Raw genomic sequence first — 25981 nt, 5'->3', positions numbered from 1 at the left:
TTCTTGTTTAAAATTTATTGAAAAAGAAAATGATTATTTTTTGTATTAAACAATAATAAAAAAATCAAGTATAGCTATAGTTCTGGTACCTTTTTTATTGAAGTAGAAATTGAAAAGTGTCTTTTGTTACCATTATTTTGAAAGAGAAATGGTATTGCAAATAATTGAACCCTAAAAATTATGTACAAACAATATAAATATTTAATTTTGCAACATCTAACTAAAGAGTTAAGAGCGATAGTTGTATACTTTTAGAGTGTGCAAATAGTTGTTTTTTGATAGCAAAAAGATTTATAATAAATGAAAGATTTATTCGAAAAAATTTATAGAGATAAAGGGCCATTGGGTAAATGGGCTTCTCAAGCTGAAGGTTATTTTGTATTTCCAAAATTAGAAGGAGAGATTTCTAACCGTATGAAGTTTCAAGGAAAGGATGTAATTACTTGGAGTATTAATGACTATTTAGGTTTAGCAAACCATCCTGAAGTACGTAAAGTTGATGCTCAAGCAGCAGCAGATTATGGTTCGGCATATCCAATGGGAGCTAGAATGATGTCTGGTCATACAGATTTGCACGAAAAACTTCAAAACGAATTAGCTTCATTTGTTAGTAAAGAAGCAGCTTATCTTTTAAATTTTGGATACCAAGGTATGGTGTCCACAATAGACGCTTTAGTTTCTAAAGATGATATTATAGTTTATGATGTTGATGCACATGCTTGTATTATTGATGGTGTGCGTTTGCATCATGGTAAACGTTTTACATATAAGCACAATGATATTGAGAGTTTAGAAAAAAACTTAGAAAGGGCTACAAAAATGGCTGAACAAACTGGAGGAGGTATTTTAGTTATTTCTGAGGGTGTGTTTGGTATGCGAGGAGAACAAGGTCGTTTAAAAGAAATAGTAGCATTAAAAAAGAAATTTAATTTTAGATTATTTGTTGATGATGCACATGGTTTTGGGACTTTAGGGGCTACTGGCGCAGGTGCTGGAGAAGAACAAGGTGTTCAAGATGATATTGACGTGTATTTTGCAACGTTTGCAAAATCTATGGCAAGTACAGGGGCTTTTATCGCTGCAGATCAAGAAATTATAGATTATTTAAAATATAATTTACGTTCGCAAATGTTTGCTAAATCGTTACAAATGCAACTTGTTGTTGGCGCATTAAAACGTTTAGATATGTTGCGCACTATGCCAGAATTAAAGCAAAACCTTTGGACAATTGTTGATGCATTACAATCTGGATTAAAAAAACGTGGTTTCGATATTGGGACAACCCAAAGTTGTGTAACGCCAGTATACTTAAAAGGTAGTATTCCCGAAGCTATGGCTTTAGTTAGAGACCTCAGAGAGAATTATGGAATATTCTGTTCTATAGTTGTTTATCCTGTAATACCTAAAGGATTAATTTTGCTTAGAATGATTCCTACGGCGACACATACATTAAAAGATGTTGAAGAAACTTTAGATGCTTTTGATGCTATTAGAGACAGATTAGAAAATGGAACTTATAAACGATTATCTGCGGCAGTAATGGCAGCAATGGGTGAATAATCAGTTTAGTTAAATGAATAAAAAAAAATCCGATTCAAAAGAATCGGATTTTTTAGTTTACACCACTTTACGAGATAGTGTCGATTTTTATGTATAAAAACGAAACGACCGACTCTATGATATTTTACAAAATATCTTTTCTAAATGTACAGCGCCTTTTATGAGTTACAGGTTTAAAGTTTTTCCAAAGTTTATGAATAGCTTCATTATCATCTAGCTCAGGACCTCTAACGCATAATTCAATACCTTTTTCTTTAAAGGTTTTATAAAATTCTTCAAAAATAATGGCTGTAATACCCTTGTTTTGATATTCTGGTAAAACTCCAATCAAATAAAAAGTTACAGTTTTTGCATGCTTTTTAGCGTGTAATAAATGTCTAATTCCAAAAGGAAATAGCTTACCTTTCATTTTTTGCAAAGCTTCGGCGTAAGATGGTGTTACAATGCCAAACCCTATAAGTTTATCATTTTTGTCCAATACAAACTTTACGTATTCAGGATTTAAAAACCCAATAAATTTCTTTTTAAAATAGGCTTTTTGTTCATCGTTTATTTCTACAAAAGAAGAAAGTGTAGCATGCGATTTTGAGAAAACCTCAAACATTTCATCTGTATAAGGCATAATATCCTTATTCTTAGTAAAATTTAAAGCCTTTAATTTATAGCGCCTTTTTATTAAATCTTGAATTTTAGAGAAATACTCAGGAAGAATATTTTTAAACTCCATTTTATTCTCTGAATATGTTTTTGCTATGGTATACCCAAGTTTTTCAAAATGTGTTGCATAATATGGATGATTGTGCCATGTAATCATACTACCAATTTGGTCGAAACCATGTGTTAATACACCAACTTTATCCAAATTAGAAAAACCCACTGGTCCTTCAATAAATTCTAAATTATTAGCTTTACCTATGTCGTTAACTTTTTCTAATAATGTTTTAGTAACATCTATATCATCAATAACATCAAACCAACCAAAGCGCATTTTCTTTTGACTTTGCTTGTTAACTTCTATCCAATTGATAATACATGCAATCCTACCAACAATCTTATCATTTTTGTAAGCTAAAAAAAAGCGAGCATCTGCATCGTTAAAAGCAGGATTTACATTTTTATCTAATGCACGTACTTCTTCAGAAATGATAGGTGGCACCCAATATTTAGAATCTTTGTAAAGTTTAAAAGGAAACTTGACAAAGGTTTTTAGTCCTTTTTTTGTGGTTACTTCTTTAAGTTCAATCATACATAAATGATGGATTTCGATTTGTTAATTATCAAAATCGGTATCTTTTCGTTTTTGTTTTTTCTTTGAATCTTCGGTATCTTTTTTCTTGTTCTTCTTGCCTTTATTTCTTCTCGACTTTCTTTCCAATTCTTCTTCTGCTGAATTTCCGTTATCAATTTCTTTGTCTTTATGAAAATCTAGCCTGTACGATGCTCCAAAATTCACACTAAAAACAGATGGTGTGTCTTTTGTGTTAAATGTAAGTGCGGTATCTAACTGAAAGTCTTTGCCCCATAAATAAGCGCCTCCAAATCTAAACAAATTATCGGCATAAAAATCACTTTTAATACCTTGGGTTTCACCAAATATTACCCATTTTGGATTAAAGGAGTGTGTTAAAGTTAGTATATATTGAAAATCGGATTGATCTGTGCCAATTCTGTCTTTTATTAAATTCATTACAAAAACCCAGCCACCAGAAAAATTATTTTGTGTGGCTACCATTACTTTGGGGCTAAAGCCTTCAATTTCTGGAGCTGTATAAGGGTTTTGTTTTGTGTCATAATTCGCTCCTAAATAAACTGAAATAGCAGGAATTAACGATTTCCACTTAAAGCGATGGTTTGCTTTCCAACTGTATAAATTAGGCTTGTCATCTTCAGAATTTTTATAGGGATCAAAAACCAAATATTTCGCACCAACACTTATAAATTTAAAATTTGAACGTGAATCTTCAGCAGCAAAATTTGAGGTATATGTTTTAGTGTCGTTTTGATAAGTACCTTCAATATTTAACTCTAATTCTTCCCAAAGTAAACCATATCGTGCTGCAAAATCTACTCCAAAACCAGAAACTTCAAATGCTGTGGCTGGTGTTCTTTCTTCTTTTATAATGTATGGGCCAATTTCAAATTGTGCAACATTTGTTCCTACAGAAAACGCGCTACGTGAAACACCTGGTCGATTTGAGTTTATAACATCTGTGTATTGGCTAAAAGCTTGTGTGGTAATTAAGCTAAGTAGTAATATTAAAGTAGATTTGATTGGGTTCATAATGAATGTTTTAGGGTGTATATATAATTTATAGTTATGCATTACTTCCACTAAGTATTATTTATACGATGCTCAAATATAGATATTTTATACTTTTTTTATCATTTTTGAACGTTTTTTAAATGTTTAGAATTGTATTTTTGTGTAAATTTTTAAATAAGAGTCTATAATGGGTTTATTAAGAACCATACTAATAATTGCATTGGTGTATTATGGTATTAAAGTGCTTTCAAGGATTTTTGCACCTTTTTTGATAAAGTATGCAGCTAAAAAAGCCGAACAACGTTTTGGGGGTCAATTTGGACAATTTCAAGGAAAACAACAACAAGAAACACCAAAGCGAGAAGGTGAAGTAACTATTGATAAAATGCCAAATACTAAAACTTCAAGTAAAGATATTGGCGATTATGTGGACTACGAAGAGGTTGAATAAACTTCTTTTGTTGTTTTTATGAACGAGGAAATATTACGAATAAATTTTGGTTGTTTGTAGGTTAGGTATATCTCGAAAATAATAGTTAATTTCACAATCATTGTTTTTAATACATTTTCATGCAATTTTCATTTAAAAAAATACTTCCACACTTACTTATTTTATTAGGATTTGTAATACTTTCTTTAGCGTATTTTAGTCCGGTTTTAAAAGGAAAACAAATTTTGCAAAGTGATATTGTGCAATATATTGGTATGAGTAAGCAGCAAAAAGATTTTCGTGCTGAAACTGGCGAAGAAACCTATTGGACTAACAGTGCGTTTAGTGGTATGCCTACCTATCAATTAGGCGCAAAATATCCGCATAATTATATTAAAAAATTAGATTTGGCGTTGCGATTTTTACCACGACCAGCCGATTATCTATTTCTGTATTTATTGAGTTTTTATGTGCTTTTACTCGTTTTAAAAGTCGATTTTAAACTCGCAGCCATTGGTGCTATTGCTTTTGGGTTTTCAACGTATTTAATAATCATTCTTGGTGTTGGACATAATAGTAAAGCCCATGCTATTGCCTATATGCCATTGGTTTTAAGCGGAATTTTACTCACGTTTCAGCGAAAATATATAGCAGGGTTTCTGCTTACCGTAGTGGCGATGGGTTTAGAAATTGTAGCAAATCATTTTCAAATGACTTATTATTTAATGCTTCTGGTTATTATTTTAGGAATCGTTTATTTAATTGATGCCTATAAAAAGAAGGTGTTGCCACATTATTTTAAATCGGTTGGTATTTTATTTGCAGCTGTTTTTCTTGCCTTAGCTTTAAATGCCACTGGAATTTTAGCTACCAAAGAATACGTAAAAGAAAGCACACGTGGTAAAAGTGAGTTAACTATTAATCCTGACGGATCGCCAAAAGAAGTAACTTCTGGGTTAGATAGAGATTATATTACGCAGTTTAGTTACGGTATTTTAGAAACTTTTAATCTTTACATTCCGCGTTTTATGGGTGGTGGAAATGGAGAGAATGTTGGTAAGGATTCTGCTACTTTCGAAGCTTTTAGAAAGTTGGGAGCGTCACCAAGTCAAGCTTTGCAGGAATCTAAACGTGCGCCCATGTATTGGGGCGATCAACCTATAGTTGAAGCACCTGCTTATATTGGAGCCGTAGTGTTGTTTTTGTTTGTATTTGCCTTATTTCTAGTTAAAGGGCGTTTAAAATGGTGGCTCGTAGGCGGAACATTGTTATCGTTATTATTATCTTATGGGAAAAACCTAGGGTTTCTAACAGATTTTTTTATTGATTACGTGCCTCTTTACAATAAATTTAGAGCAGTAAGTTCTATTCAAGTTATTTTGGAGTTATGTGTTCCAGTTCTAGCTATTTTTGGATTGGTAAAATTGTTTAATGATTTCGAAAAGAAAGAGGAGAAATTAAAAGCTTTAAAACTTACTGCGATAATTACTGGAGGCATCGCTATTTTGTTTTTGCTATTTAAATCTTCTTTTGATTTTGCTGGTGTTAATGATGGGTTTTATCGTCAGAATTACGGACAAGCTTTTATTGATGCTATAAAAGAAGACAGAAAAACGGTTTTCACCCAAGATACGATTCGTTCATTAATTCTAGTATTACTTTCTGCAGTAATAATTTGGGCTTTTTTAAAAGAGAAACTAAAAGAGAAATGGGTTATGGTGGCTTTTGCTGCACTTATTCTATTTGATTTAGTTGGTGTTAACAAACGCTATGTTAATAATGATGATTTTGTTTCTGCAATGCAAGTTAATCAGCCTTTTCAAAAAAATGAAGCTGATAAAGAAATATTAAAAGACACCACGCACTTTAGAGTGTTCGATTTGGTTTCGGGTCCATCAAAACCTTCATATTATCACAATTCCTTAAACGGTTATAATGCAGCAGAATTGAAGCGTTACAGAGAGGTTTTTGATTGGTATATTTCTAAAAATAACATTAATGTGCTAAATATGTTAAATACAAAATATATTATTATTCAAGATGATAACGGAAACTTAGTTCCGTATACCAACGAAGATGCTAATGGAAATGCTTGGTTTGTTGAATCTTTAGAAAAAGTAGATTCAGCAAATGAAGAAATGAAACGTTTAGATAGTTTGGATAATAAAAATAAAGCGATTTATACTTATATTAACAAACCTAAGCATTTATTAAAAGAAAGCAGAGGCTTTCAATCGTTTGAAGTTGATTCCTTGGCTTCAATCAAATTAATAGGACATCAACCAAATTATTTAAAATATGAATCAAATAATTCAAATAATGGATTTGTGGTGTTTTCTGAAGTATACTATGAAAATGGTTGGAAAACGTTTCTTAATGGAGAAGAGGTGACGCACATGCGTGTAAATTATACGTTACGAGGTATGGAAATTCCAGCAGGAAAGCATGTTGTTGAGTTTAGATTTGATCCAGATGTTGTTAAAACTGGGAGTAAAATCGCATTGGCAAGTTCCATCGTTTTTGGATTATTGCTTTTGGCTGGGTTGTTTTATGAGTTTAAGAAAAAAAGAAGCAAAAGTGCGTAAAAGGGCACTTATCATTACTTATTATTGGCCACCAGCAGGTGGTCCTGGTGTACAACGCTGGTTAAAGTTTGTTAAATACTTACCAGAATTTAATGTCGAACCTATTGTTTATATTCCAAAAAACCCTAATTATCCTTTAGTTGATGAGGGTTTAATGTCTGAAGTTTCAGATGATTTAACCATTGTAAAGCAACCCATAAAAGAACCTTATAAATTAGCAAGTTTATTTTCAAAAAGTTCTTCAAAAACTATAAGTAAAGGGATTATTTTAGAAAAAAACAAACAAAGTTTTATCGAAAAAGTAATGCTTTACATACGTGGAAACTTTTTTATTCCAGATGCTCGTAAAAATTGGGTAAAACCTTCGGTAGTATTTCTTTCAAAATATATTTCAGAACATAATATAAGTACTATTATTACTACGGGTCCGCCACACAGTTTGCATCTTATTGGGTTGCAATTAAAAGAAAGATTAGGAGTGAAGTGGTTGGCGGATTTTAGAGATCCGTGGACGACTATCGGGTATCACAAACAACTAAAACTCACTAAAAATGCACAACAAAAGCATAAAGTACTTGAAAAACAGGTCTTAAATAAAGCCGATCAAATTATTGTAACAAGTTCTGTAACTAAAAAAGAGTTTGAAAACATCACAAAAAAACCAATTGAGGTTATTACAAATGGATATGATTATGAATCTGTTGGTAAAGTTGAGCTAGATTCTAAATTTTCAATGGCACATATTGGGTCGTTATTATCAAAAAGAAATCCAAAAAATTTATGGCAAGTTTTAAGCGATTTAATTATAGAGAATGACAATTTTGCTATAGATTTTCAATTGAATCTTATTGGTGCTGTTAGTGAGGATGTGCTTCATTCAATCAAAAAATATAATTTAAGTAATTATGTAAATAATATTGGTTATGTTTCACATAAAGAATCTATTAAGTGTCAAAAAAAATCACAATTACTGTTGTTAATTGAAATTGATTCTGAAAACACCAAATGTATTATTCCTGGTAAATTATTTGAATACATGGTTTCAAACAGACCAATTGTGGCAATAGGGCCAAAAGGATCAGATGTTGAAAAAATCATCAAAGAAACCAATACAGGAAACTACTTTTATTATGACGACTACGAATCGTTAAAAACATCTATATTAATGCACTATAAAGCATTTAAAAATGGCACATTGCAATCGCATGCCATTGGTTTACAAAAATATAGTAGAAAATCGTTAACCGCATCTTTATCTAAATTATTATAATGGGCATTGTTGCATCACAATCATTTAAAAACGTAGTATCCACATATTTGGGGTTTTTAATTGGTGCGATAAATACACTATTTCTGTACACCGAATTTTTAAGCGACGAGTATTACGGTATGGTAGGCTATATGCTGTCTTTAGCCTATGTTATTATGCCAATAATGGCCTTTGGTGTACACAACACTTTGGTGAAATTTTATACCTCATTTAAAACACGCGTGTCGTTAAATAGCTTTTTAACTTTGATGTTGTTTTTACCTTTGTTAATCATTTTTCCGCTTATTATAATTACACATTTTAGTTATGAAATCATTGGTGAATTTTTATCAATCAAAAACTCTATCATAAAAAATTATTTATGGCATACCTTAGTTATAGCTATAGCTTTGGCGTATTTTGAAGTGTTTTTTGCTTGGACTAAAGTGCACATGCAAACCGTGTTTGGTAATTTTATGAAAGAAGTATTTCATCGCGTAGGTACTATGATATTGCTGTTTTGTCTGTATTTTGAAGTGGTTGACGTTGAGCAATTTATGATAGGTTTAGTTGTTGTTTATGTTTTAAGAATGCTAGTGATGAAGTTTTACGCATTTAGTATCAAACTTCCTGTTATTATCTTTAAGAGAGTTGCTAATTTAAGCCCTATATTAAAATATTCGTTTTTAATAATTATAGCTGGCTCAATTGCTACTGTTCTTTTAGATGTAGACAAAGTGATGTTGGGGCATTACATTTCTATTGAGCAAATTGCATATTACAATGTGGCTATTTTTATTGCGGCAGTTATTGCGGTACCACAACGCTCGATGCATCAAATATTGTTGCCATTATCTGCTAAATATTTAAATGAAAAGAGTTTTGACTCCTTAAAGGATTTGTACAAACGAAGTTCTTTAAACCTCTTTATTGTAAGTGGTTTTATCTTTTTATTGATTGTACTTAATATCAATCAACTTTATAATATTATTCCTGAAGAATTTAACGGCGGACTTTTTGTTGTTTTTATAATTAGCGTTGCAAAATTATATGATGCTATTTTAGGCAGTAATAATGCTATTTTATTTAATAGCGATTATTATAGAATGGTGCTGTTTTTTGGAGTAATTTTGGTGATTGTTATGGTTTTTCTAAACATAATTTTCATTCCACTATATGGTATTAATGGCGCAGCTTTAGCTACATTTTTGGCTGTCTTTTTATATAATTCGATTAAACTGTTCTTTGTTTATAGAAAATTCAAAATGCTGCCTTTTAGTGCAAATACATTAAAAATAGCAGGATGTATTGTATTAGGGGTAGTTCTGTTTTATTTCTGGGATTTTTCTTTTCATCCAATCCTAAACATCATTTTAAAATCGGCACTTATTACAATTTTATACGGACTTGCTATTTATATATTTAAGTTTTCAGAAAATATTACGGAGTTAATTGATAAAGTGTTGAAGCGCTAGATTGTTATTTAATTTGGTATTTATAAAGAGATCCTGAAACTAGTTCAGGATTAGTTCAACTATCAATATTTAATGCATTGTTTCACAATTTTTAAATATTAAGTTTCACTAAAAAGAAAACCCCACGAATTTGCTTTGAGGCAAACTTATCGCGGGGCTTTCCAACTAACCAACCAAAATTGTTATGATCTTCTTCTTGAAGTCGATCTTGTATTTTTATTACTAGAAGTATTTCTACTTTGTGTTGCTCTTGGTTTACTTTGCGTAGACCTCGAAACTGTTCTTTGAGCTGTTCTCGGTTTACTAGTTCTAGTTACCGTGCGTTGCGCAGTTCTAGGCTTGTTTTGAGTAGTTCTTGTAGCTACACGTTGTGTATTTCTAGCGGTATTATCTCTTTTATTATATGTACGAGTATTAGTGCTATTTGGTTTTCTGGTAACCGAAGTATTTCTATTTCTGGTTACTAACCTCGTGTTATTCACATTTGGTTTTGTAGTTCTAGTAACGTTTTCTCTTGTTCTTTTAGTATTGTTTACACCTGTATTATTTCTAGTAGCTGTGTTCGCTCTTGTATTCTCCCGATTAGAAGCGTTTCTTCTGCTAATATTTTTAGAATTTTCTCTAGCACTTCTATTTACGGTCGAATTATTACGTCTTGTTGAGTTTGCTTGTGCAACATCTCTTCTAGAATTTGCACGACTATTAATTTGTGTTCTATTTCTTGTACTTCTGTTTACAGTAGCATAGTTTCTGTTTCTGCTAATTTTATAACCACGCCTTGTTGCAATAGCTGTTCTTGGTCTATAATTGTTATAAAACGGTCTGTTATAAGTATAACGAATTGGATTATAATATTGTCTGTATGGTCTATTATAAACTACACAGTAATCGTAAGCTGGAACACTGTAATACCTGTGCCAAGGTCTGTATACATAATGTCTATTGTAAATGTTTATAAATCCAGAAAAGTGTGAGTAACGGTTGTAGCGGTTGTAATGTACATATAAACCACCAACACGCGAGATGTTTCCATAGCTGTTATAGTTAATATTTACGTTACCAACTTGACTTACACGTCCGTAATAATCATAATAAATAGGTGTGTTTTCAATTTGAATAATAGCACCATATTCATCGTATTGCACATAAGCGTTATAATCGTAACCCGAATTAAAACTGATATTTACGTTTGGAGAACCCACTGAAACATTTAAACGAGAATTACCTCTTAAAATATTAAAATCGAATTGTCCATCACGAAACACCGAAAACTCAATACCATCTTCTACAAAAATGAAAGAATTACCATAACCTCCAATAAATGTAGATGTTGTTGTGTTATTTACTTCGGTTGTGGTTGCGGTAGCAGTAAACCCTGTTAGGAATAAACCTGCTAATAAGAATATAAAATTTTTCATAATTGTGTGTTTTAATTGTGTTACGATTAGATAATTACAAACAACGTGCCAAAAAATGAAAGCATAGTTTAAACCCTTGTAAATCAATAAATAATCGTTGATAACTTTTTTTAAGTTGAAATGGATTTGATTGATTTTGTGGGAAAAATTTGTGATTTTTTTATAGATATTAAAACGAAACCATGCCTAAGTATAGGTAATCTGGTCAAAATAAATGGAAGAAATAAAAAGAGGTAAAAAACAATATTAAAACAGACTCTAAAAAAGTTATTTCTGAACTAAAAGAAAACACTTTAGAGCCTAAAATTTAGGAAATAAGCTCGCATGATAAATTTCTAGAAACTTTAATTGAAAAAAAGAATTAGAAATTCTATAAAATTAATTACTAGTTCACTACTTACAAAATTCTTTATGAATTTTATTGGCTAAGTTAGTTGCTTAATGCGTCTGACTTTTCATTTTTAACTAATAACCACAAAATCCAACCAATCAATCCCAACAAATAACTATTAACATATGTCAAAAAAATATTTGTATTTAAAAGCTAAAATTAAGTAACTTTAAAAATTCAATTTCGCTAAAATCATAAACGTATAAAATTATATTAATGAAAAATTTAGACAGAAGAAGTTTTATTAAAAAAACATCACTTACAGGTGTTGCTTTGGGCCTAGGAAGCATGTTACCGGCTTATTCATCAACAAGTAACCCACTTTTTGATCATGAAGGTAAGTATATGGGCGGATTTGCTGCGCCAAAACTAAATAAAGTACGCATTGCTTTAATAGGTGTTGGCGCTCGTGGTAGTGGACATGCAAGACAATTAGCATCCATTGAAGGTACAGAAATAGTAGCAATAAGTGATTTATATGAAGATTATGCTAATAGATCTGCCGATAAATGTAAAGCAATTGGGAAAGGATCACGTCATAAAAATATTGCTGTGTACCACGGTGCAGAAGATAAATGGAAATTGATGCTTGATGAAGTAAAACCAGATGCTGTTTTTATTTCTACAAACTGGAAAAACCATGCACCAATGGCTATTGAGGCTATGAAGAAAGGGGCACATGCCTTTGTTGAAGTGCCAATTGCAGTTACTTTAGAAGAAATGTGGGATATTGTTTTTACTTCAGAGCAAACCCAAAAGCATTGCATGATGATGGAAAATGTGAATTACGGAAGGGAAGAACTTTTGTATTTAAACATGTGCAGACAAGGTGTTATTGGCGATCTTTTGCATGCTGAGGCTGCTTATATTCATGAGTTACGATTTCAAATGCAAGAGCAGGAAAGAGGTACAGGTTCTTGGAGAACACCTCATTATGCGCACAGAAATGGAAATCTTTATCCAACACACGGATTGGGACCAGTAGCGCAATATATGAATCTCGCTAGAGGGGAAGATAACTTTAGCAGCTTAGTGTCTTTTTCAACGCCTGCAATGGGTAGAAAACAATATGCTGAAAAGAATTATGACAAAGACCACAAATGGAATAAGCTAGATTATAAAGGTGGTGATATGAACACCTCTATTATTAAAACCACTTTAGGTAGAACGATTATGATTCAATGGGACGAAACGAGTCCTAGACCATATTCGCGTCATAATTTAGTACAAGGTACTAAAGGAACTTTAGCTGGTTTCCCAACACGAGTTGCTCTTGAAGGAGGCGTAGAAGGTGTTACTGAAAATCATCATAGTTGGGCACAAGGCGAGCAGTTAGAAAAAATTTACGAAAAGTACGAACATCCATTATACAAGCGATTAGGCGCATTAGCCAAAAAAATGGGTGGCCATGGTGGTATGGATTTTATGATGCTTTATAGAATAGTGGAGTGCTTACGTAATGGTGAACCATTAGATCAGAATATTTATGAAGGCTGTCATTGGAGTGCAGTTGCACCTTTAAGTGAACATTCGGTGGCTCTTGGTGGAGCACCACAGGCTTTTCCAGATTTTACAAGAGGTAAATGGAAAACTACTGAGCCACTGGCTATATTGAAATAATGCATTTTAAGTATTTATAAAAAATCCCCTTAACTATTATTGTTATGGGGATTTTGTTTTAAGGACAAAAAAAGATTAGTGCTTTTTCTTTTTATGCTTTTTCACTTTACCATTATGTTTGTAATAGTAATGGTTGTCGTCATCATTATTGTAAATGTCATCATACCAGTCATTGTTGTCATCATCATAGTATCTATCTCTTTGGTTATGATCTATTCCACAAGAACTAACACCGCAAATATTACAACTATTGCTAAAATGGTTTACTTGTCCACGAGTATGTACAATTTCTCCCCAATGGTTGTATTTCACTATTAATCCACCAACTTGGGTTAAAGTGCCATTACGCTTATAATTCATATATATAGAACCAGCACGCTTAAGTCTTCCTCGTCTATCATAGTTTAAAAATATGTTGCCAATACGTCTTACTTTACCATCTCTATCGTGCGAGATTGAAACACCTCGGTTTCTGTGTCTGTACGATGTATACTTAACACGTTTACCTGGAGCACCATAAGTTGTATTAACATTACTACGTTTAGAAGTTCTTTTTCTATAATAAGAATCATTGTAAAATGTATTCTCATAGTTTGTATTAAAATCAAAACTTCCATCAGGAAAAACTAAGAACTCAATACCGCGCTCTACAAACATAATTGGTTGTGCGTAACGGTAACGTTTTGTTTTTTCTAACTTGGTTTTTTGGTCTTGGTAGTTTAGCTCTGTTGCTGATACTGTTGTTAATCCTATTAACAAGCCTGTAAATAATAGTAATAATCTTTTCATAATCATATAGGATTTAATTTTGCCTACTCTTTAGCTTTTCGGCTTACGCTATTGTTTTGTAGTTTTCAATTAATGTGCCAAAATTGTAAATAGTTAATTGTTAGGTTTTTACTAATGTGAAATTTGTAATTACTTTTTTTTACTTTTATAGAAACCAATCTTTTTAATGGAAAAACAATACGAAACTTGTAAAAATTGCGAAGAGGATTTTGAAAAAGACTTTAGGTTTTGTCCGCATTGTGGTCAAAAATCAAAAGATGAGCTTACTATTGGCGTTTTATTTTACAATACGATAACCAACTATTTTTCGTTTGATGCACGCTTTTTTAAAAGCTTTTTTCCTTTACTATTTAAACCAGGGTATTTAGCTAGTCGTTTTATTGAAGGAAAACGCTTGTTGTATTTACATCCTGCGCAGATGTATTTGTTTATTACTGTAGTATTTTTCTTTTTGTTTTCCTTTATTCAAAAAAGTCAAGTTCAAATACTTGATGAAAGTCTTGCTAAAACACTTAAGACTGAAAATATAACTGATAAGAGAGAAGATGAGCATGTTAGAGATTCTATAAAAGCTGTTCAATTGGCAAAACAAAAAGTAAAAGATTCTGTAGCACGTGCTGAACTCCGTAAGACTTTGAAGGATAATAAATTTATTCATGGATTTTCTGAAGAACAAATGGATTCTTTAGTTGAAGCTGAAGGTTTTAGAAAAAATACTATGGCTAGTTTTGATTTTAATACAAAATCTGTTGATTCTTTAATAGCTTTGGATGCGCCTAATAATGTGCTTTATAAAGAAATGGGAATGAATGATGATGCAGGTCTTTTTAAACGGCAATTATATAAACAAGCATTAAAGTTTTATAAATCAAGAAAGGGTGGAAGTATTTTGCAAACGTTTTATGATACAATTCCTATTGCCATGTTTTTTTTGCTACCGATATTTGCGTTAATTCTTAAAATTTTATATAGAAAACACGGGTTGTATGCTCATCATTTGGTGTTTAGTTTTTATTATTTTTCGTTTTTATTTACTGTTTTTAGTTTAATTATTGGGATAAACTTTATTGCAGATATTCCAGATTGGATTGATTGGTTAGTTGCGCTTTCTACATTTTTCTATCTGTATTTAGCATTAAAGTGTTTTTATAAGCAAGGTAAGTTTAAAACCTTTTTTAAAGCAAGCTTAACGTCGTTTCTGTTTTTGTTATTGGTGGCACCTTTAACAGTTGTTATTTTGGGAATGTTTGCTTTTATGTTTTATTGATTTTTATAAGTGTCCCCCACATGAAAGGGTTCGTGAAGTAGTAATTTTGTTTTTATCTAAGCGTTTTCCAGATATGTACTGATTGAGGTGCTAATGACTGCCAACTGCGGACTGGTTTGCGTTAGGGATTGAAACGGCATCCTTTTTAAAACTTGAGTGTAATAAAGGTTGATGAAACTAAAATTTTGTAGATTGTCATGTCCTTAATCCTTGCAATGACGTTTTTAAAAAGATATAGTGGAAAGCCCGACCCTTTTTGGGGTAACGCCCAAATAATTATGATACTAGTAAAGCTTTTCTTTTAAATATGCCCCCGTTTCTGAAGCTTTAATCTTTATAATAGCTTCTGGAGTTCCTGTGGCTACTAGATTGCCTCCTGTTTCACCACCTTTTGGACCTAAATCGATAATATAATCAGCACATTTAATAAGTTCTAAATTGTGTTCTACTACAATAATTGAATGTCCTTTTTCAATTAGCGCATTAAAGGATTTTAAAAGCTTTTGAATATCATGGAAATGCAAACCAGTTGTAGGTTCATCAAAAATGAAAAGGGCTTTCTCTTTATTATTTCCTTTACCTAGAAACGATGCTAATTTTATACGTTGTGCTTCGCCACCAGATAGGGTAGAAGAGCTTTGTCCTAAAGTTACATAACCCAACCCTACATCTTGTAATGGCTGGAGTTTGGTTTTAATTTTTGTTTGCTTATTAGCATCAAAAAAAGCAACAGCATCATCAATGGTTAGGTTTAAAACATCATCAATATTTTTGCCTGCAAAAGTAACTTCTAAGACTTCTTTTTTAAAACGTTTGCCTTTGCAGGTTTCGCATTCTAAATGCACATCTGCCATAAATTGCATTTCAATGGTTACTTCACCTTCACCTTTACAAGTCTCACAGCGTCCGCCATCTACATTAAATGAAAAATGTTTAGCTTGATAATTTCTTATGGTGCTCAATTTTTGCTTTGAAAATAAAGCACGAATATCGTCATAAGCTTTTATGTAGGTAACAGGATTTGAGCGAGAGGATCGACCAATTGGGTTTTGGTCTACAAATTCTATATGTTTTATATTACTAAAATTGCCTTCTAAACTTGTAAATTGTCCTGGTTTATCGCCAAAATCTGTTAGTTTTTTTTGTAATGCTGGGTATAAAATCTTTTTAACTAATGTACTTTTTCCGCTACCAGAAACGCCAGTAACAACGGTAAGTACACCCAGAGGAAAGCTTACATCAATATTTTTTAAATTATTTTCTCGAGCTCCAATAATATCGATATGATATTTAGATGTTCTGCGCGTTTTTGGAATTTCAATTTTTAAGGTTTCGTTTAAATATTGAGCTGTTAAAGAATCTGAAGCCAAAATATCATCATAGGTGCCATTTGCTACAACATGACCACCAAAAGTTCCTGCTTCTGGACCTATATCAATAATGCTATCGGCAGCTTTCATGATATCTTCATCGTGTTCAACTACAATAACGGTATTGCCTAAATCGCGTAATTGTTTTAAAACTAAAATTAAACGTTCGGTGTCTTTGGGGTGTAAGCCAATGCTAGGTTCGTCTAAAATATACATAGAACCAACCAAACTACTCCCCAAAGATGTTGCGAGATTGATACGCTGACTTTCGCCACCAGAAAGTGTATTCGATTTTCTGTTTAAAGTTAAATAATCTAACCCAACATTTGATAGGAATAGCAATCTATTATTAATTTCTTTTAAAAGCCTATTTGCTATTTGTGTATCATAATCATTTAATTCTAGTTGCTTAAAAAAGTTTGCCAATTTATCAAGTGGCATCTCTACTAAATCTGTAATCGTAGCACCAGCAATTTTCACATAATTAGCTTCTATACGTAAACGTTTGCCGTTACATGTTTTACATTTAGTTTTTCCGCGATAACGAGATAGCATCACACGGTTTTGTATTTTATAAGCTTTAGATTCTAACTCGGTAAAAAAGGAGTTTAAGCCTTCAAAATGTTCGTTACCAGTCCAAATAAGTTGTTTTTGGTTGTCGCTCAGTTCAAAATATGGTTTATGGATTGGGAAATTGAATTTATGAGAATTATTTACTAACTGGTCTCTGTACCAACTCATACTTTCACCACGCCAAGGAAAAATGGCGTTTTCGTAAACAGATAATCCTGTGTTTGGAATTACTAAATCATCATCAATCCCAATAATATCACCATAACCTTCACATTTTGGACAAGCTCCGTACGGATTGTTAAAACTGAATAAATGTACATTCGGTTCTAAAAAAGTAATACCATCTAACTCAAATTTGTTGCTAAATATGCGTTGCTCACTGTTTGATAAACTTTCTATAATGCATTCGCCTTTGCCTTCAAAAAAAGCAGTTTGTACAGCATCAGCTAAGCGATTAAAGAAATCTTCTTCGTTTCTAATAATAATTCTATCAACAACTAAAAAGATGTTTTTATCCTCAGAAATATCTTTTACTTCATCAATTCTAATAACCTCGTTATTTACTTTAATCCTCGCATAACCCTGTTGGTTTAAAGTTTTAAGTTTATCGCTCATTAATCGCCCCTCTTCTAAACGTATAGGAGCGAGGAGTAATAATTTTTCGCCCTCAGCAAAGGTTTTTAAATGTTTTAAAACATCAGTAACGCTATCTTTTTTTACTTCATTTCCAGAAACAGGCGAGTAGGTTTTGCCAATTCTAGCAAAAAGTAGTTTTAAATAGTCGTAAATTTCTGTTGTTGTACCAACGGTTGATCGTGGATTGGTTGAATTTACTTTTTGTTCAATAGCAATTGCTGGAGCAATCCCCTTTATATAATCTACTTTTGGTTTGTTAAGACGACCTAAAAATTGACGCGCATAGCTCGATAAGCTTTCAACATAGCGTCTTTGTCCTTCGGCATAAAGTGTATCAAAAGCTAAACTAGATTTTCCAGAACCAGATAATCCTGTAATAACTACTAATTTATTTCTAGGAATAACGACATCAATATTTTTTAAGTTATGCAATTTAGCTCCTTTAATAATGATGTTTTGTTTCGGGTTTACTTCAGCGATATTAGTAATCATAAGCTTTTAAAAGGAATAATTTCGCAAAGATACTATAAGTAAATCAGCTTAAAAAATAGATTATAGCTTAATGAATTGTTAAAAAAAAATCTATTTTTTTTGTTTTTTAGGAATGATTGTTGTTATATTTGATTTATCAATTAAAAACGACTCTCGCTTATAGCATAACATTACTTTAAAGAAATTAACCCCAGGCAATGAGGCATTTTGCTTTGCTGCATTAAAGTAATGATTATGAAATACAAACTTGTTTCTGATGCTATTTTAGTTAGCAACTATATTAAAGGAGATGAAAGTGCTTTGGAAATCCTTATAACAAGGCACAAACAAAAAATTTACAGTTTTATTTATTCTAAAGTTTACGACAGAGATGTTACTGAAGATATTTTTCAAGATACATTCATTAAGGTTATTCGTACGCTTAAACGTGGTGCATACAATGAGGAAGGAAAGTTTTTGCCATGGGTAATGCGTATTTCGCATAATTTAGTTATTGACTTTTTTAGAAAAAATAATAGAATGCCAAAATTTGATAATAGTGGTGATTTTAGTATTTTTTCTGTACTTAGTGATACTAGTTTGAATGCCGAAAAGGCCATTATTAAAGAGCAAGTAGAAAATGATGTAAGGCGTTTAGTTGATGAACTACCTGAAGACCAAAAAGAGGTGCTAATGATGCGAATTTATAATGATATGAGCTTTAAAGAAATCTCAGATCGAACGGGGGTTAGTATCAATACAGCTTTGGGACGCATGAGATATGCATTAATAAATTTAAGAAAAATAATAGATAAGCATAATATAGTTTTAACAAACTAGTACAATAAAGTAAATTTTGCTGCGTTACTTAATAAATAACCCATAATTTGTTAAAATGGCAAAACTTTACTCTGAAAAATCTATTAAAAACTTAAATGATCTAAAACCGAAGGAAGAAACGGTTAATTTTCTTCTAAACTATTCTAAGGCTTTAAGTGTTATAAATTGTAATAAAATGAAGTTTGAAGCGCTTCTAAACTAAATTTTGAAAAAGTCCTGATAAGTTTCATCAGGACTTTTTTAGTTTATAGTATTCTTTTAAAACAGACTTTCTTCCTATAGTTTTGGTAATAATGTCTTTTTCTAAATTCCAGCCTCTAGCTGGAGAATACTCTCGTCCATACCAAATAATTTGTAAATGTAAATCGTTCCATAGTTCTTTTGGAAATAGGCGTTTTGCATCTTTTTCAGTTTGTACCACGCTTTTACCATTACTTAAATTCCACCTGTACATTAGTCGATGAATATGTGTATCTACCGGAAAAGCAGGTACACCAAAAGCTTGAGACATAACTACACTAGCTGTTTTATGACCAACTGCAGGCAGTTCTTCAAGAGCTTCAAAACTTTGAGGCACTTTCCCGTTATGTTTTTCAATAAGAATTTTGGATAACCCATAAATGCCTTTGCTTTTCATAGGGGACAAGCCAACAGGTTTTATAATATCTCTTATTTCTTCAGCAGAAAGCTTAACCATATCATACGGATTATCTGCTTTTTCAAAAAGTAAAGGGGTTATTTTGTTTACACGAACATCGGTACTTTGTGCAGACATTAAAACTGCTATAAGTAGTGTATATGGATCTTTATGATCTAATGGAATGGGGATTTCTGGATATAACTTATATAGTGTATTAATAATAAAGTTAACTTTCTCTGTTTTAGTCATAAGTTGTATTTTTGATAAAAATCAAAGTTATAACTATGAACACACTAAAACAAGGTGATGCCGTTCCTAATTTTACGGCTAAAGACGAACAAGGAAATATAATTTCATTAAGCGACTACAAAGGAAAAAAATTAGTGGTCTTTTTTTACCCAAAGGCAAACACACCTGGTTGCACCACTGAAGCTTGTAATTTACGAGACAATTATGATGTTTTAAAAGAAAAAGGTTATGAGTTATTAGGTGTAAGTGCAGATTCTGCTAAAAAACAATCTAATTTTAAAAATAAATTTAGTTTACCTTTTCCTTTGTTAGCAGATGAAGATAAAACAGTAATTGACGCTTTTGGTGTTTGGGGGCTAAAAAAGTTTATGGGTAGAGAGTATGATGGCATTCACAGAAAAACATTTATTATTGATGAAAATGGGATAGTAGAGCGCGTTATTGATAAAGTAAAAACTAAAAATCACGCAGCTCAAATATTAGAGTAGATACAAAAAAAGGGCTTTGTTTAACAAAGCTCTTTTTTAAATACGTAATTATTTTTTTACCGTCCTTTTCTTAATAGTTATAGATTTTAAAGGCTTGCGTGTATAACCAAATAATCTATAATCTTTAATTAAATCTGCCGTACCTTCTGGCAACATATCTTCCCAACCACGTTCTCCATTTTCAATTTTCTGAAGAATTTCTCTAGAAAAAATGCTCATAATGCTAGTGTCGTAATCTTCAATGTCTATTACTTTTCCATTGTACTTAAAGAATTTGTAAAGTTCTTTCATACGCGGATACACCTTCAGGTTTTTGCTATTTATTAATTCTCCAGTTTCTGGATCTAGCATAGGGTATAAGTATACTTTTAAATCTTTGAAAAATAATTTACCAAATGCCTCAAGAATACCACCACTTAAATGGCGATAGTATTTTTCATCAAAAATATCAATCAAATTATTAACACCCATTGCAAGTCCCATTCTTGCTTTTGTATATGAAGAGAAATATTCAACGACTTTATAGTATTCTTGGAAATTGGAAATCATTACAGATTGCCCGAGCGAGCATAATAAATCTGCCCTATCCATAAAATCTTGTTCGTCTATTTCGCCTTCTGCCCGCAAGTTAGATAAGGTTATTTCAAATACTACTTCAGTTTTATCAGCATTTACCTTATTTTCTTTAATAAACATCTCATACGATTTCTCATACATAGCCATGTTCACCTTAGTTACAGGTCTAAAACTACCTCGTAATGCTAGAATATTTTTTTTATATAAAACTTTTGCAGGAAGTACATTGTTTCCATCTGGACCAAACATAACGGCATCAGTCATACCGTTTTTAACTAACTGTAAGCTCATCAGTCTATTATCTACATCTTTAAAAACAGGACCAGAAAAGTTAATGGTGTCAATTTCTAATTGATCTTTATCTAAATGATCATATAAATAACGCAGTAATTTTTTTGGTTCGTTATACTTGTAAAAAGCTCCGTAGATAAGATTTGTTCCTAAAGCACCTAAAGTTTCTTGTTGTAAACGAGCGTCGGTTTCTTTAAAACGAACATGTAATATTATTTCGTTGTACCCACCACCAGATTCAACTTGGTATTTAATTCCTACCCAACCGTGACCTTTAAATTTTTTTGCAAAATCTATAGTAGCAACGGTATTGGCGTATGTGAAAAATATTTTATTTGGATGTTTATCTCGTGTAATACGCTTTTCCATAAGACTCATTTCATGAGAAAGCATTTTACGTAAACGTGCTTCGGTTACATAACGTCTGTCGTCTTCAATTCCATAAATAGCATCACTAAAATCTTTATCGTAAGCAGACATTGCTTTTGCTATGGTTCCAGATGCTCCACCAGCTCTAAAAAAATGACGACACGTTTCTTGACCTGCTCCAATTTCAGCAAATGTTCCGTAAATGTTTTCGTTTAAATTTATACGTAGTGCTTTAGATTTTAATGACGGAATATCATCAAATTCTTTATCCCCCTTTATGGTAATTTCCATATTCTTTTTTGAGTTAGTAGTAATAGTTACAAAGGTATTAAATAACTATAGCAAACAAAAAAATAAGCTTATTTTTGTGATTTAATATTAGTTTTTTTGAAAATCACATTTCTTGGCACAGGCACATCTCAAGGTATTCCAGTTATTGGGAGTAAACATCCAGTATGCCTAAGTAAAAACCCAAAAGATAAACGGTTAAGAGTATCTGTATTGATAGAATGGAATGATTTTGCTTATGTGATAGATTGCGGACCAGATTTTAGGCAACAAATGCTACGTAGTAGATGTGAAAAAATTAATGGTATTTTATTTACGCATGAACATTCTGATCATGTTGCAGGTTTAGATGATATTAGACCTTTGTGTTACATGAATGGTGACATGAATATTTACGCTCACGAACGTGTTATTAAATCTATAAAAAACCGATTTGATTATATTTTTGAAACTGAAAACAAATACCCCGGAGCACCAACGGTGATAGCAAATGTAATTAAAAATAAGCCGTTTAGTTTATCAGGACTTGAAGTTATACCAATTAATGCAAATCATTATTTTGTCCAAGTTTTTGGTTTTAGATTTAATGATTTTGCGTATTTGACTGATATAAAAACAGTTGATGATGATGAGGTTGAAAAGCTTAAAAATCTTAAGATTTTGGTGATTAATGCGTTACGCATAGAGCCTCATATTTCTCATTTTAATTTAGAAGAAGCCTTGCAATTCGTTAGTGAAGTGAAGCCAGAAAAAGCTTATTTTACACATATAAGCCATTTATTAGGCTTTCACGATGAAGTGCAACGAAGTCTCCCAGAAAATGTTTTTCTTGCCTACGATGGCTTGCAATTAACCATATAAAAAGTAAAAGATGAAACAAAGAATTTTTATGTATTTATTTGTGTTTTCGGCATTATTAGTGCTGTTTCAGTATGTGAATTCTAAACGTGTATTTGAAGATTTGAACAATAAATTAGAAGACCAGAAATTGAAATCTGAAAAATATAAAGATTCCTTGGAGACAATGCAAAATGAAGTTTTAAATCTATCACATTTTAATTTAGACAGAAATGAAGATGCTATAAGTTATTTTGAAAATGATGGCTATAATGTAGATGAGTTAATTCCATTTATTAAAGATGAACTTTATAAGCTAAACGAAATCAAAGGAGAACATCCTATAGTGCCATATGCAGCAAGCGAAGGCAGAAAAATGCTGATTAACACAGTTAAAATGCTAAACCATAAATGGATTATTGCTGATTTTTCCGATGGTGAATTTTGGGGGGAATTATTTTTAACTTATGAAATAACAGAGGATAAACAATTAAATTTCAGTTTGATAGAATCATTTTTATATCCTTTCGATTAACTATTTAATAATCTTATAAGCAATTCCTTTTTGCTTTTTTGTTTCACCAACATAAGAATATTCAAAAGTATATGACGAATCTGTAGTCGTTAAAATTTTTAGGTGAACATCTTTTCTTTCAGCCATATTTTTGGGGTTAATAGTCTTGAAAATAACTTCACATTCGTTTATCCATCGTAGTTTAGATGAATCTATATTCTTGTTATAGGTTTCAATTTGTAAATCTTCAGTTCTTTCAAAAGTGGATTTGTATAACATATCATTTATTAATACCTCGCTATAAAACTTACCTGTTTTATAATCTTTACAATTCCTTGAAGTTTCGTAACAACTAAAAACGCTAAACAATAAAAGAAAACATAGTAAACGCATAAAAAATATTTTAAAGCAAAGCTACTAAAGAATGTTGTTAATTCTGAAAGTTTTTAAAACTTCCGTCTGAATAAAAAATGATTATGCGTTCAATTTCTTTATCTTTTTTAATTTCAGATTGAAATGAGTCTTCAATTTTTGAATCAGGATTTTTACTTTTAATACTTTCTAAATTTATATTTGAAGGAAATTCTCCTTTGCCATTTAGCAACCAATACAATTCAACTTCCGGAAAGGAGGAAAGCACTTTTAAAACAAAGTCTAAACTGGGTTTGTTTCTGCCCGACAAAATGTGAGAAATACTAGAACGCTGCACACCAATTTTTTCGGCAAAAGATGAAGCCGATTCACCGTAGTAATCTATGACTTTTTGGAGTCTTCTTGCGAAATCTTCGTTGTTTATCATTGTAAACTTTGAGTTAAAGCTAAATACGTTACAAATGTAACGATATATTTTATATAATGGTATTTATAATCTAAAAAAAAGAATATTAATTAATCTTTAAGTTTATATAGTGTTATTTAATATTCTGAAATAGAGAAGTATATTAATTAAATAATTAGTTGTTGTTGTGATTATTGATTTTGTTGAGTTCTATGTAGCTATTTTGTTTAATTATGTAAACAAATACAGGTGAAACCAATGTTTACATTTGTAAATTACTAAATGTTTACATTTGTATATTAAATAAATTCAATGGATATAGAGTATATTAGGTCACTGTTTTTAAAGCATAAAGAAAGCTATCTAAATCATAGGTATATTACTAACAATAATATTGAGCTTTTGCTAGATAATTTAAAGAAAAAAATAGCTATAAATACGATAGGAAAATCTGCTTTAGGTAACCCTATTTATTCAATAAAAATTGGCAGTGGTAGTAAAAAAATATTAATGTGGTCACAAATGCACGGAAATGAATCAACCACAACAAAAGCAATATTCGATCTTTTAAACACACTTTTAGATAAAGATTCTGCTCTTACCTATATTTTAGATGCCTGTACTATATATATAATTCCTATTTTAAGCCCAGATGGAGCTTTAGCGTACACTAGAGTTAATGCAAATCAAATAGATTTAAATAGAGATGCGCAAAACTTATCGCAACCAGAAAGTAAAGTTTTAAGAGCTGCCTTTAATGAGTTTAAGCCTCATTATTGCTACAATCTTCATGGGCAACGCACTATTTTTAGTGCTGGAAATACAAATAAATCTGCTACAGTGTCGTTTTTAGCACCAGCACAAGACAAAGATTGTACACTTACGACAAATCGAAAAATAGCTATGGAGATTATTGGAGTTATGAATGCTTCATTACAAAAGGTAATACCAAATCAAGTAGGTGTTTATGATGATGCATTTAATTTGAATTGTGTAGGAGATACGTTTCAAAGCGAAAATATACCAACTATTTTGTTTGAAGCTGGCCATTTTCATAATGATTATGGTAGAGAAAAAACGCGTGAGTATATTTATATATCTCTGTTAGTATCTTTAAATTATATAGCGAATAGCAATATTGATGGAAATAGATATAAATCATATTTTAATATTCCTGAAAATGAAAAATGCTTTTTTGATGTTATCATACGAAACGCAAAAACAGATGATGATAAGGTAGAAGATATAGCCATTATGTATCAAGAAAAATTAATACAGGGTAAAATAGAATTTATACCTAAAATTGAAAAGATTGAAAGACTGACAAATTATTTTGGACATAAAGAGTTTGACGCTAATAAATCGAAAGTGTTGGATGTACATGGTAATTGTGTAAAAGTTAATAACGAAAACGATTTCGTAATAATAAATAAAAAGAAAATTGCATTATTTTGACAATAAAAAGCAAAATTAGTATGTATTTTTTGTTGAAAATGTACTAATTTTGCTTTTTATTTAAGAATAATTAATTATGGGAAAAATTAAATTAGACGAAATCGATCACCAAATTCTTGATATGTTAATCGATAACACAAGGATTCCATTTACAGATATTGCTAAAAAACTATTAATTTCTGCGGGTACTGTTCATGTACGTGTAAAAAAAATGGAGGAGTCTGGTATAATAAGAGGCTCATCTTTAACATTGGACTATAAAAAATTAGGCTATTCATTTATAGCTTATGTAGGTGTATTTTTAAATAACACCTCTCAAACAAAATTTGTATTAGAACGTATCAGTAACATTCCTTTTGTAACTGTAGCCCATATAACAACTGGAAAGTTCAATATATTTTGTAAAATTAGAGCAAGAAGCACCGAACATGCAAAAGAAGTTATTTTTATGCTAGATGATATTGAAGGTGTTTACAGAACAGAAACAATGATATCTCTTGAAGAAAGTATAAATGACAAAAAACGATTGATGCACTCTATTTTTAATGAGTTGTAACTC

Annotated in this window: 22 protein-coding genes; 13 read left to right on the top strand and 9 right to left on the bottom strand. The window is 31.3% G+C overall.

Annotation, left to right across the window (positions count from 1 at the left end; all coding sequences use genetic code 11):
- Nucleotides 1-300 precede the first annotated feature (300 nt).
- On the top strand, nt 301-1560 hold the full coding sequence (locus AADI82_RS00620) for an aminotransferase class I/II-fold pyridoxal phosphate-dependent enzyme (protein ID WP_341214533.1): 1260 nt from the start codon (nt 301-303) through the stop codon (nt 1558-1560).
- Between the two features lie 124 nt (nt 1561-1684).
- Here the strand turns inward: AADI82_RS00620 and AADI82_RS00615 are convergent, their stop codons facing one another.
- Nucleotides 1685-2806: a GNAT family N-acetyltransferase gene (locus AADI82_RS00615; protein ID WP_341214532.1), complete on the bottom strand. Its 1122-nt coding sequence runs from the start codon at nt 2804-2806 to the stop codon at nt 1685-1687.
- A 24-nt stretch (nt 2807-2830) separates the two neighbouring features.
- On the bottom strand, nt 2831-3841 hold the full coding sequence (locus AADI82_RS00610) for a transporter (protein WP_341214531.1): 1011 nt from the start codon (nt 3839-3841) through the stop codon (nt 2831-2833).
- Between the two features lie 169 nt (nt 3842-4010).
- On the opposite strand from AADI82_RS00610, the gene AADI82_RS00605 reads away from it, so the two are divergent.
- From AADI82_RS00605 to AADI82_RS00590, 4 genes are all read left to right on the top strand, one after another.
- Entirely contained in the window at nt 4011-4274 is a 264-nt protein-coding gene (locus tag AADI82_RS00605) for a DUF4834 family protein (RefSeq protein ID WP_341214530.1), read from the top strand.
- Nucleotides 4275-4393: 119 nt separating this feature from the next.
- Complete coding sequence (locus tag AADI82_RS00600; protein WP_341214529.1) at nt 4394-6838, top strand: YfhO family protein; 2445 nt, start codon at nt 4394-4396, stop codon at nt 6836-6838.
- Nucleotides 6804-8108: a glycosyltransferase gene (locus AADI82_RS00595; protein WP_341214528.1), complete on the top strand. Its 1305-nt coding sequence runs from the start codon at nt 6804-6806 to the stop codon at nt 8106-8108. The genes AADI82_RS00600 and AADI82_RS00595 overlap by 35 nt, the downstream gene beginning before the upstream one ends.
- Nucleotides 8108-9562, top strand: coding sequence for a polysaccharide biosynthesis C-terminal domain-containing protein (locus tag AADI82_RS00590; protein WP_341214527.1), 1455 nt, complete (start codon nt 8108-8110; stop codon nt 9560-9562). Before AADI82_RS00595 ends, AADI82_RS00590 begins: the two co-directional genes overlap by 1 nt.
- Nucleotides 9563-9744: 182 nt before the next feature.
- Here AADI82_RS00590 and AADI82_RS00585 read toward each other — a convergent pair whose 3' ends face one another.
- On the bottom strand, nt 9745-10980 hold the full coding sequence (locus tag AADI82_RS00585; protein ID WP_341214526.1) for a hypothetical protein: 1236 nt from the start codon (nt 10978-10980) through the stop codon (nt 9745-9747).
- 607 nt (nt 10981-11587) lie between these two features.
- Between AADI82_RS00585 and AADI82_RS00580 the strand changes: the two genes are divergently transcribed.
- Nucleotides 11588-12991 (top strand): Gfo/Idh/MocA family oxidoreductase, encoded by a 1404-nt coding sequence (locus AADI82_RS00580; RefSeq protein WP_341214525.1) that lies wholly within the window; start codon nt 11588-11590, stop codon nt 12989-12991.
- Nucleotides 12992-13066: 75 nt separating this feature from the next.
- Here AADI82_RS00580 and AADI82_RS00575 read toward each other — a convergent pair whose 3' ends face one another.
- Complete coding sequence (locus tag AADI82_RS00575; RefSeq protein ID WP_341214524.1) at nt 13067-13780, bottom strand: hypothetical protein; 714 nt, start codon at nt 13778-13780, stop codon at nt 13067-13069.
- Between the two features lie 166 nt (nt 13781-13946).
- On the opposite strand from AADI82_RS00575, the gene AADI82_RS00570 reads away from it, so the two are divergent.
- Nucleotides 13947-15047, top strand: a complete 1101-nt coding sequence (locus AADI82_RS00570) for a DUF3667 domain-containing protein (RefSeq protein WP_341214523.1) — start codon at nt 13947-13949, stop codon at nt 15045-15047.
- Nucleotides 15048-15331: 284 nt separating this feature from the next.
- Here AADI82_RS00570 and uvrA read toward each other — a convergent pair whose 3' ends face one another.
- Nucleotides 15332-18118, bottom strand: coding sequence for an excinuclease ABC subunit UvrA (gene uvrA, locus AADI82_RS00565; RefSeq protein WP_341214522.1), 2787 nt, complete (start codon nt 18116-18118; stop codon nt 15332-15334).
- A 234-nt stretch (nt 18119-18352) separates the two neighbouring features.
- Here uvrA and AADI82_RS00560 point away from each other — a divergent pair, with 234 nt between their 5' ends.
- Entirely contained in the window at nt 18353-18937 is a 585-nt protein-coding gene (locus AADI82_RS00560) for a sigma-70 family RNA polymerase sigma factor (RefSeq protein ID WP_341214521.1), read from the top strand.
- A gap of 229 nt (nt 18938-19166) precedes the next feature.
- Here the strand turns inward: AADI82_RS00560 and nth are convergent, their stop codons facing one another.
- Complete coding sequence (gene nth / locus AADI82_RS00555; protein WP_341214520.1) at nt 19167-19826, bottom strand: endonuclease III; 660 nt, start codon at nt 19824-19826, stop codon at nt 19167-19169.
- 35 nt (nt 19827-19861) lie between these two features.
- Between nth and bcp the strand changes: the two genes are divergently transcribed.
- On the top strand, nt 19862-20314 hold the full coding sequence (bcp, locus tag AADI82_RS00550) for a thioredoxin-dependent thiol peroxidase (RefSeq protein ID WP_341214519.1): 453 nt from the start codon (nt 19862-19864) through the stop codon (nt 20312-20314).
- 48 nt (nt 20315-20362) lie between these two features.
- Here bcp and AADI82_RS00545 read toward each other — a convergent pair whose 3' ends face one another.
- A complete protein-coding gene (locus tag AADI82_RS00545) occupies nt 20363-21841 on the bottom strand; it encodes a TonB-dependent receptor (protein ID WP_341214518.1) in 1479 nt (492 codons plus the stop codon).
- A 96-nt stretch (nt 21842-21937) separates the two neighbouring features.
- Between AADI82_RS00545 and AADI82_RS00540 the strand changes: the two genes are divergently transcribed.
- Nucleotides 21938-22699 carry an MBL fold metallo-hydrolase gene (locus AADI82_RS00540; RefSeq protein ID WP_341214517.1) on the top strand — a complete coding sequence of 254 codons (762 nt, stop codon included), beginning with the start codon at nt 21938-21940 and terminating at the stop codon, nt 22697-22699.
- 10 nt (nt 22700-22709) lie between these two features.
- Complete coding sequence (locus AADI82_RS00535; protein WP_341214516.1) at nt 22710-23210, top strand: hydrolase; 501 nt, start codon at nt 22710-22712, stop codon at nt 23208-23210.
- Here the strand turns inward: AADI82_RS00535 and AADI82_RS00530 are convergent, their stop codons facing one another.
- Together AADI82_RS00530 and AADI82_RS00525 are read right to left on the bottom strand one after the other, a co-directional pair.
- Entirely contained in the window at nt 23211-23582 is a 372-nt protein-coding gene (locus tag AADI82_RS00530; RefSeq protein ID WP_341214515.1) for a DNA topoisomerase IV, read from the bottom strand. It abuts the gene before it with no gap.
- 37 nt (nt 23583-23619) lie between these two features.
- Nucleotides 23620-23988 carry a helix-turn-helix transcriptional regulator gene (locus AADI82_RS00525; RefSeq protein WP_341214514.1) on the bottom strand — a complete coding sequence of 123 codons (369 nt, stop codon included), beginning with the start codon at nt 23986-23988 and terminating at the stop codon, nt 23620-23622.
- A 291-nt stretch (nt 23989-24279) separates the two neighbouring features.
- Between AADI82_RS00525 and AADI82_RS00520 the strand changes: the two genes are divergently transcribed.
- On the top strand, nt 24280-25422 hold the full coding sequence (locus AADI82_RS00520) for a M14 family zinc carboxypeptidase (RefSeq protein WP_341214513.1): 1143 nt from the start codon (nt 24280-24282) through the stop codon (nt 25420-25422).
- Between the two features lie 76 nt (nt 25423-25498).
- Entirely contained in the window at nt 25499-25978 is a 480-nt protein-coding gene (locus AADI82_RS00515) for a winged helix-turn-helix transcriptional regulator (protein ID WP_034045454.1), read from the top strand.
- Nucleotides 25979-25981: the final 3 nt, after the last annotated feature.

The organism is uncultured Wocania sp., assembly GCF_964021735.1.
Lineage (GTDB): Bacteria > Bacteroidota > Bacteroidia > Flavobacteriales > Flavobacteriaceae > Wocania_A.
The sequence above is the reverse complement of the archived record's forward strand: the minus strand, read 5'-3'. Positions and strand labels throughout refer to the sequence as shown.

Bases quoted from the DNA above. Each gene is read 5' to 3' on its own strand.
- AADI82_RS00620 (WP_341214533.1), top strand. From the start codon at position 301: ATGAAAGATTTATTCGAAAAAATTTATAGAGATAAAGGGCCATTGGGT.
- AADI82_RS00615 (WP_341214532.1), bottom strand. From the start codon at position 2,806: ATGATTGAACTTAAAGAAGTAACCACAAAAAAAGGACTAAAAACCTTT.
- AADI82_RS00610 (WP_341214531.1), bottom strand. From the start codon at position 3,841: ATGAACCCAATCAAATCTACTTTAATATTACTACTTAGCTTAATTACC.
- AADI82_RS00605 (WP_341214530.1), top strand. From the start codon at position 4,011: ATGGGTTTATTAAGAACCATACTAATAATTGCATTGGTGTATTATGGT.
- AADI82_RS00600 (WP_341214529.1), top strand. From the start codon at position 4,394: ATGCAATTTTCATTTAAAAAAATACTTCCACACTTACTTATTTTATTA.
- AADI82_RS00595 (WP_341214528.1), top strand. From the start codon at position 6,804: ATGAGTTTAAGAAAAAAAGAAGCAAAAGTGCGTAAAAGGGCACTTATC.
- AADI82_RS00590 (WP_341214527.1), top strand. From the start codon at position 8,108: ATGGGCATTGTTGCATCACAATCATTTAAAAACGTAGTATCCACATAT.
- AADI82_RS00585 (WP_341214526.1), bottom strand. From the start codon at position 10,980: ATGAAAAATTTTATATTCTTATTAGCAGGTTTATTCCTAACAGGGTTT.
- AADI82_RS00580 (WP_341214525.1), top strand. From the start codon at position 11,588: ATGAAAAATTTAGACAGAAGAAGTTTTATTAAAAAAACATCACTTACA.
- AADI82_RS00575 (WP_341214524.1), bottom strand. From the start codon at position 13,780: ATGAAAAGATTATTACTATTATTTACAGGCTTGTTAATAGGATTAACA.
- AADI82_RS00570 (WP_341214523.1), top strand. From the start codon at position 13,947: ATGGAAAAACAATACGAAACTTGTAAAAATTGCGAAGAGGATTTTGAA.
- uvrA (WP_341214522.1), bottom strand. From the start codon at position 18,118: ATGATTACTAATATCGCTGAAGTAAACCCGAAACAAAACATCATTATT.
- AADI82_RS00560 (WP_341214521.1), top strand. From the start codon at position 18,353: ATGAAATACAAACTTGTTTCTGATGCTATTTTAGTTAGCAACTATATT.
- nth (WP_341214520.1), bottom strand. From the start codon at position 19,826: ATGACTAAAACAGAGAAAGTTAACTTTATTATTAATACACTATATAAG.
- bcp (WP_341214519.1), top strand. From the start codon at position 19,862: ATGAACACACTAAAACAAGGTGATGCCGTTCCTAATTTTACGGCTAAA.
- AADI82_RS00545 (WP_341214518.1), bottom strand. From the start codon at position 21,841: ATGGAAATTACCATAAAGGGGGATAAAGAATTTGATGATATTCCGTCA.
- AADI82_RS00535 (WP_341214516.1), top strand. From the start codon at position 22,710: ATGAAACAAAGAATTTTTATGTATTTATTTGTGTTTTCGGCATTATTA.
- AADI82_RS00530 (WP_341214515.1), bottom strand. From the start codon at position 23,582: ATGCGTTTACTATGTTTTCTTTTATTGTTTAGCGTTTTTAGTTGTTAC.
- AADI82_RS00525 (WP_341214514.1), bottom strand. From the start codon at position 23,988: ATGATAAACAACGAAGATTTCGCAAGAAGACTCCAAAAAGTCATAGAT.
- AADI82_RS00520 (WP_341214513.1), top strand. From the start codon at position 24,280: ATGGATATAGAGTATATTAGGTCACTGTTTTTAAAGCATAAAGAAAGC.
- AADI82_RS00515 (WP_034045454.1), top strand. From the start codon at position 25,499: ATGGGAAAAATTAAATTAGACGAAATCGATCACCAAATTCTTGATATG.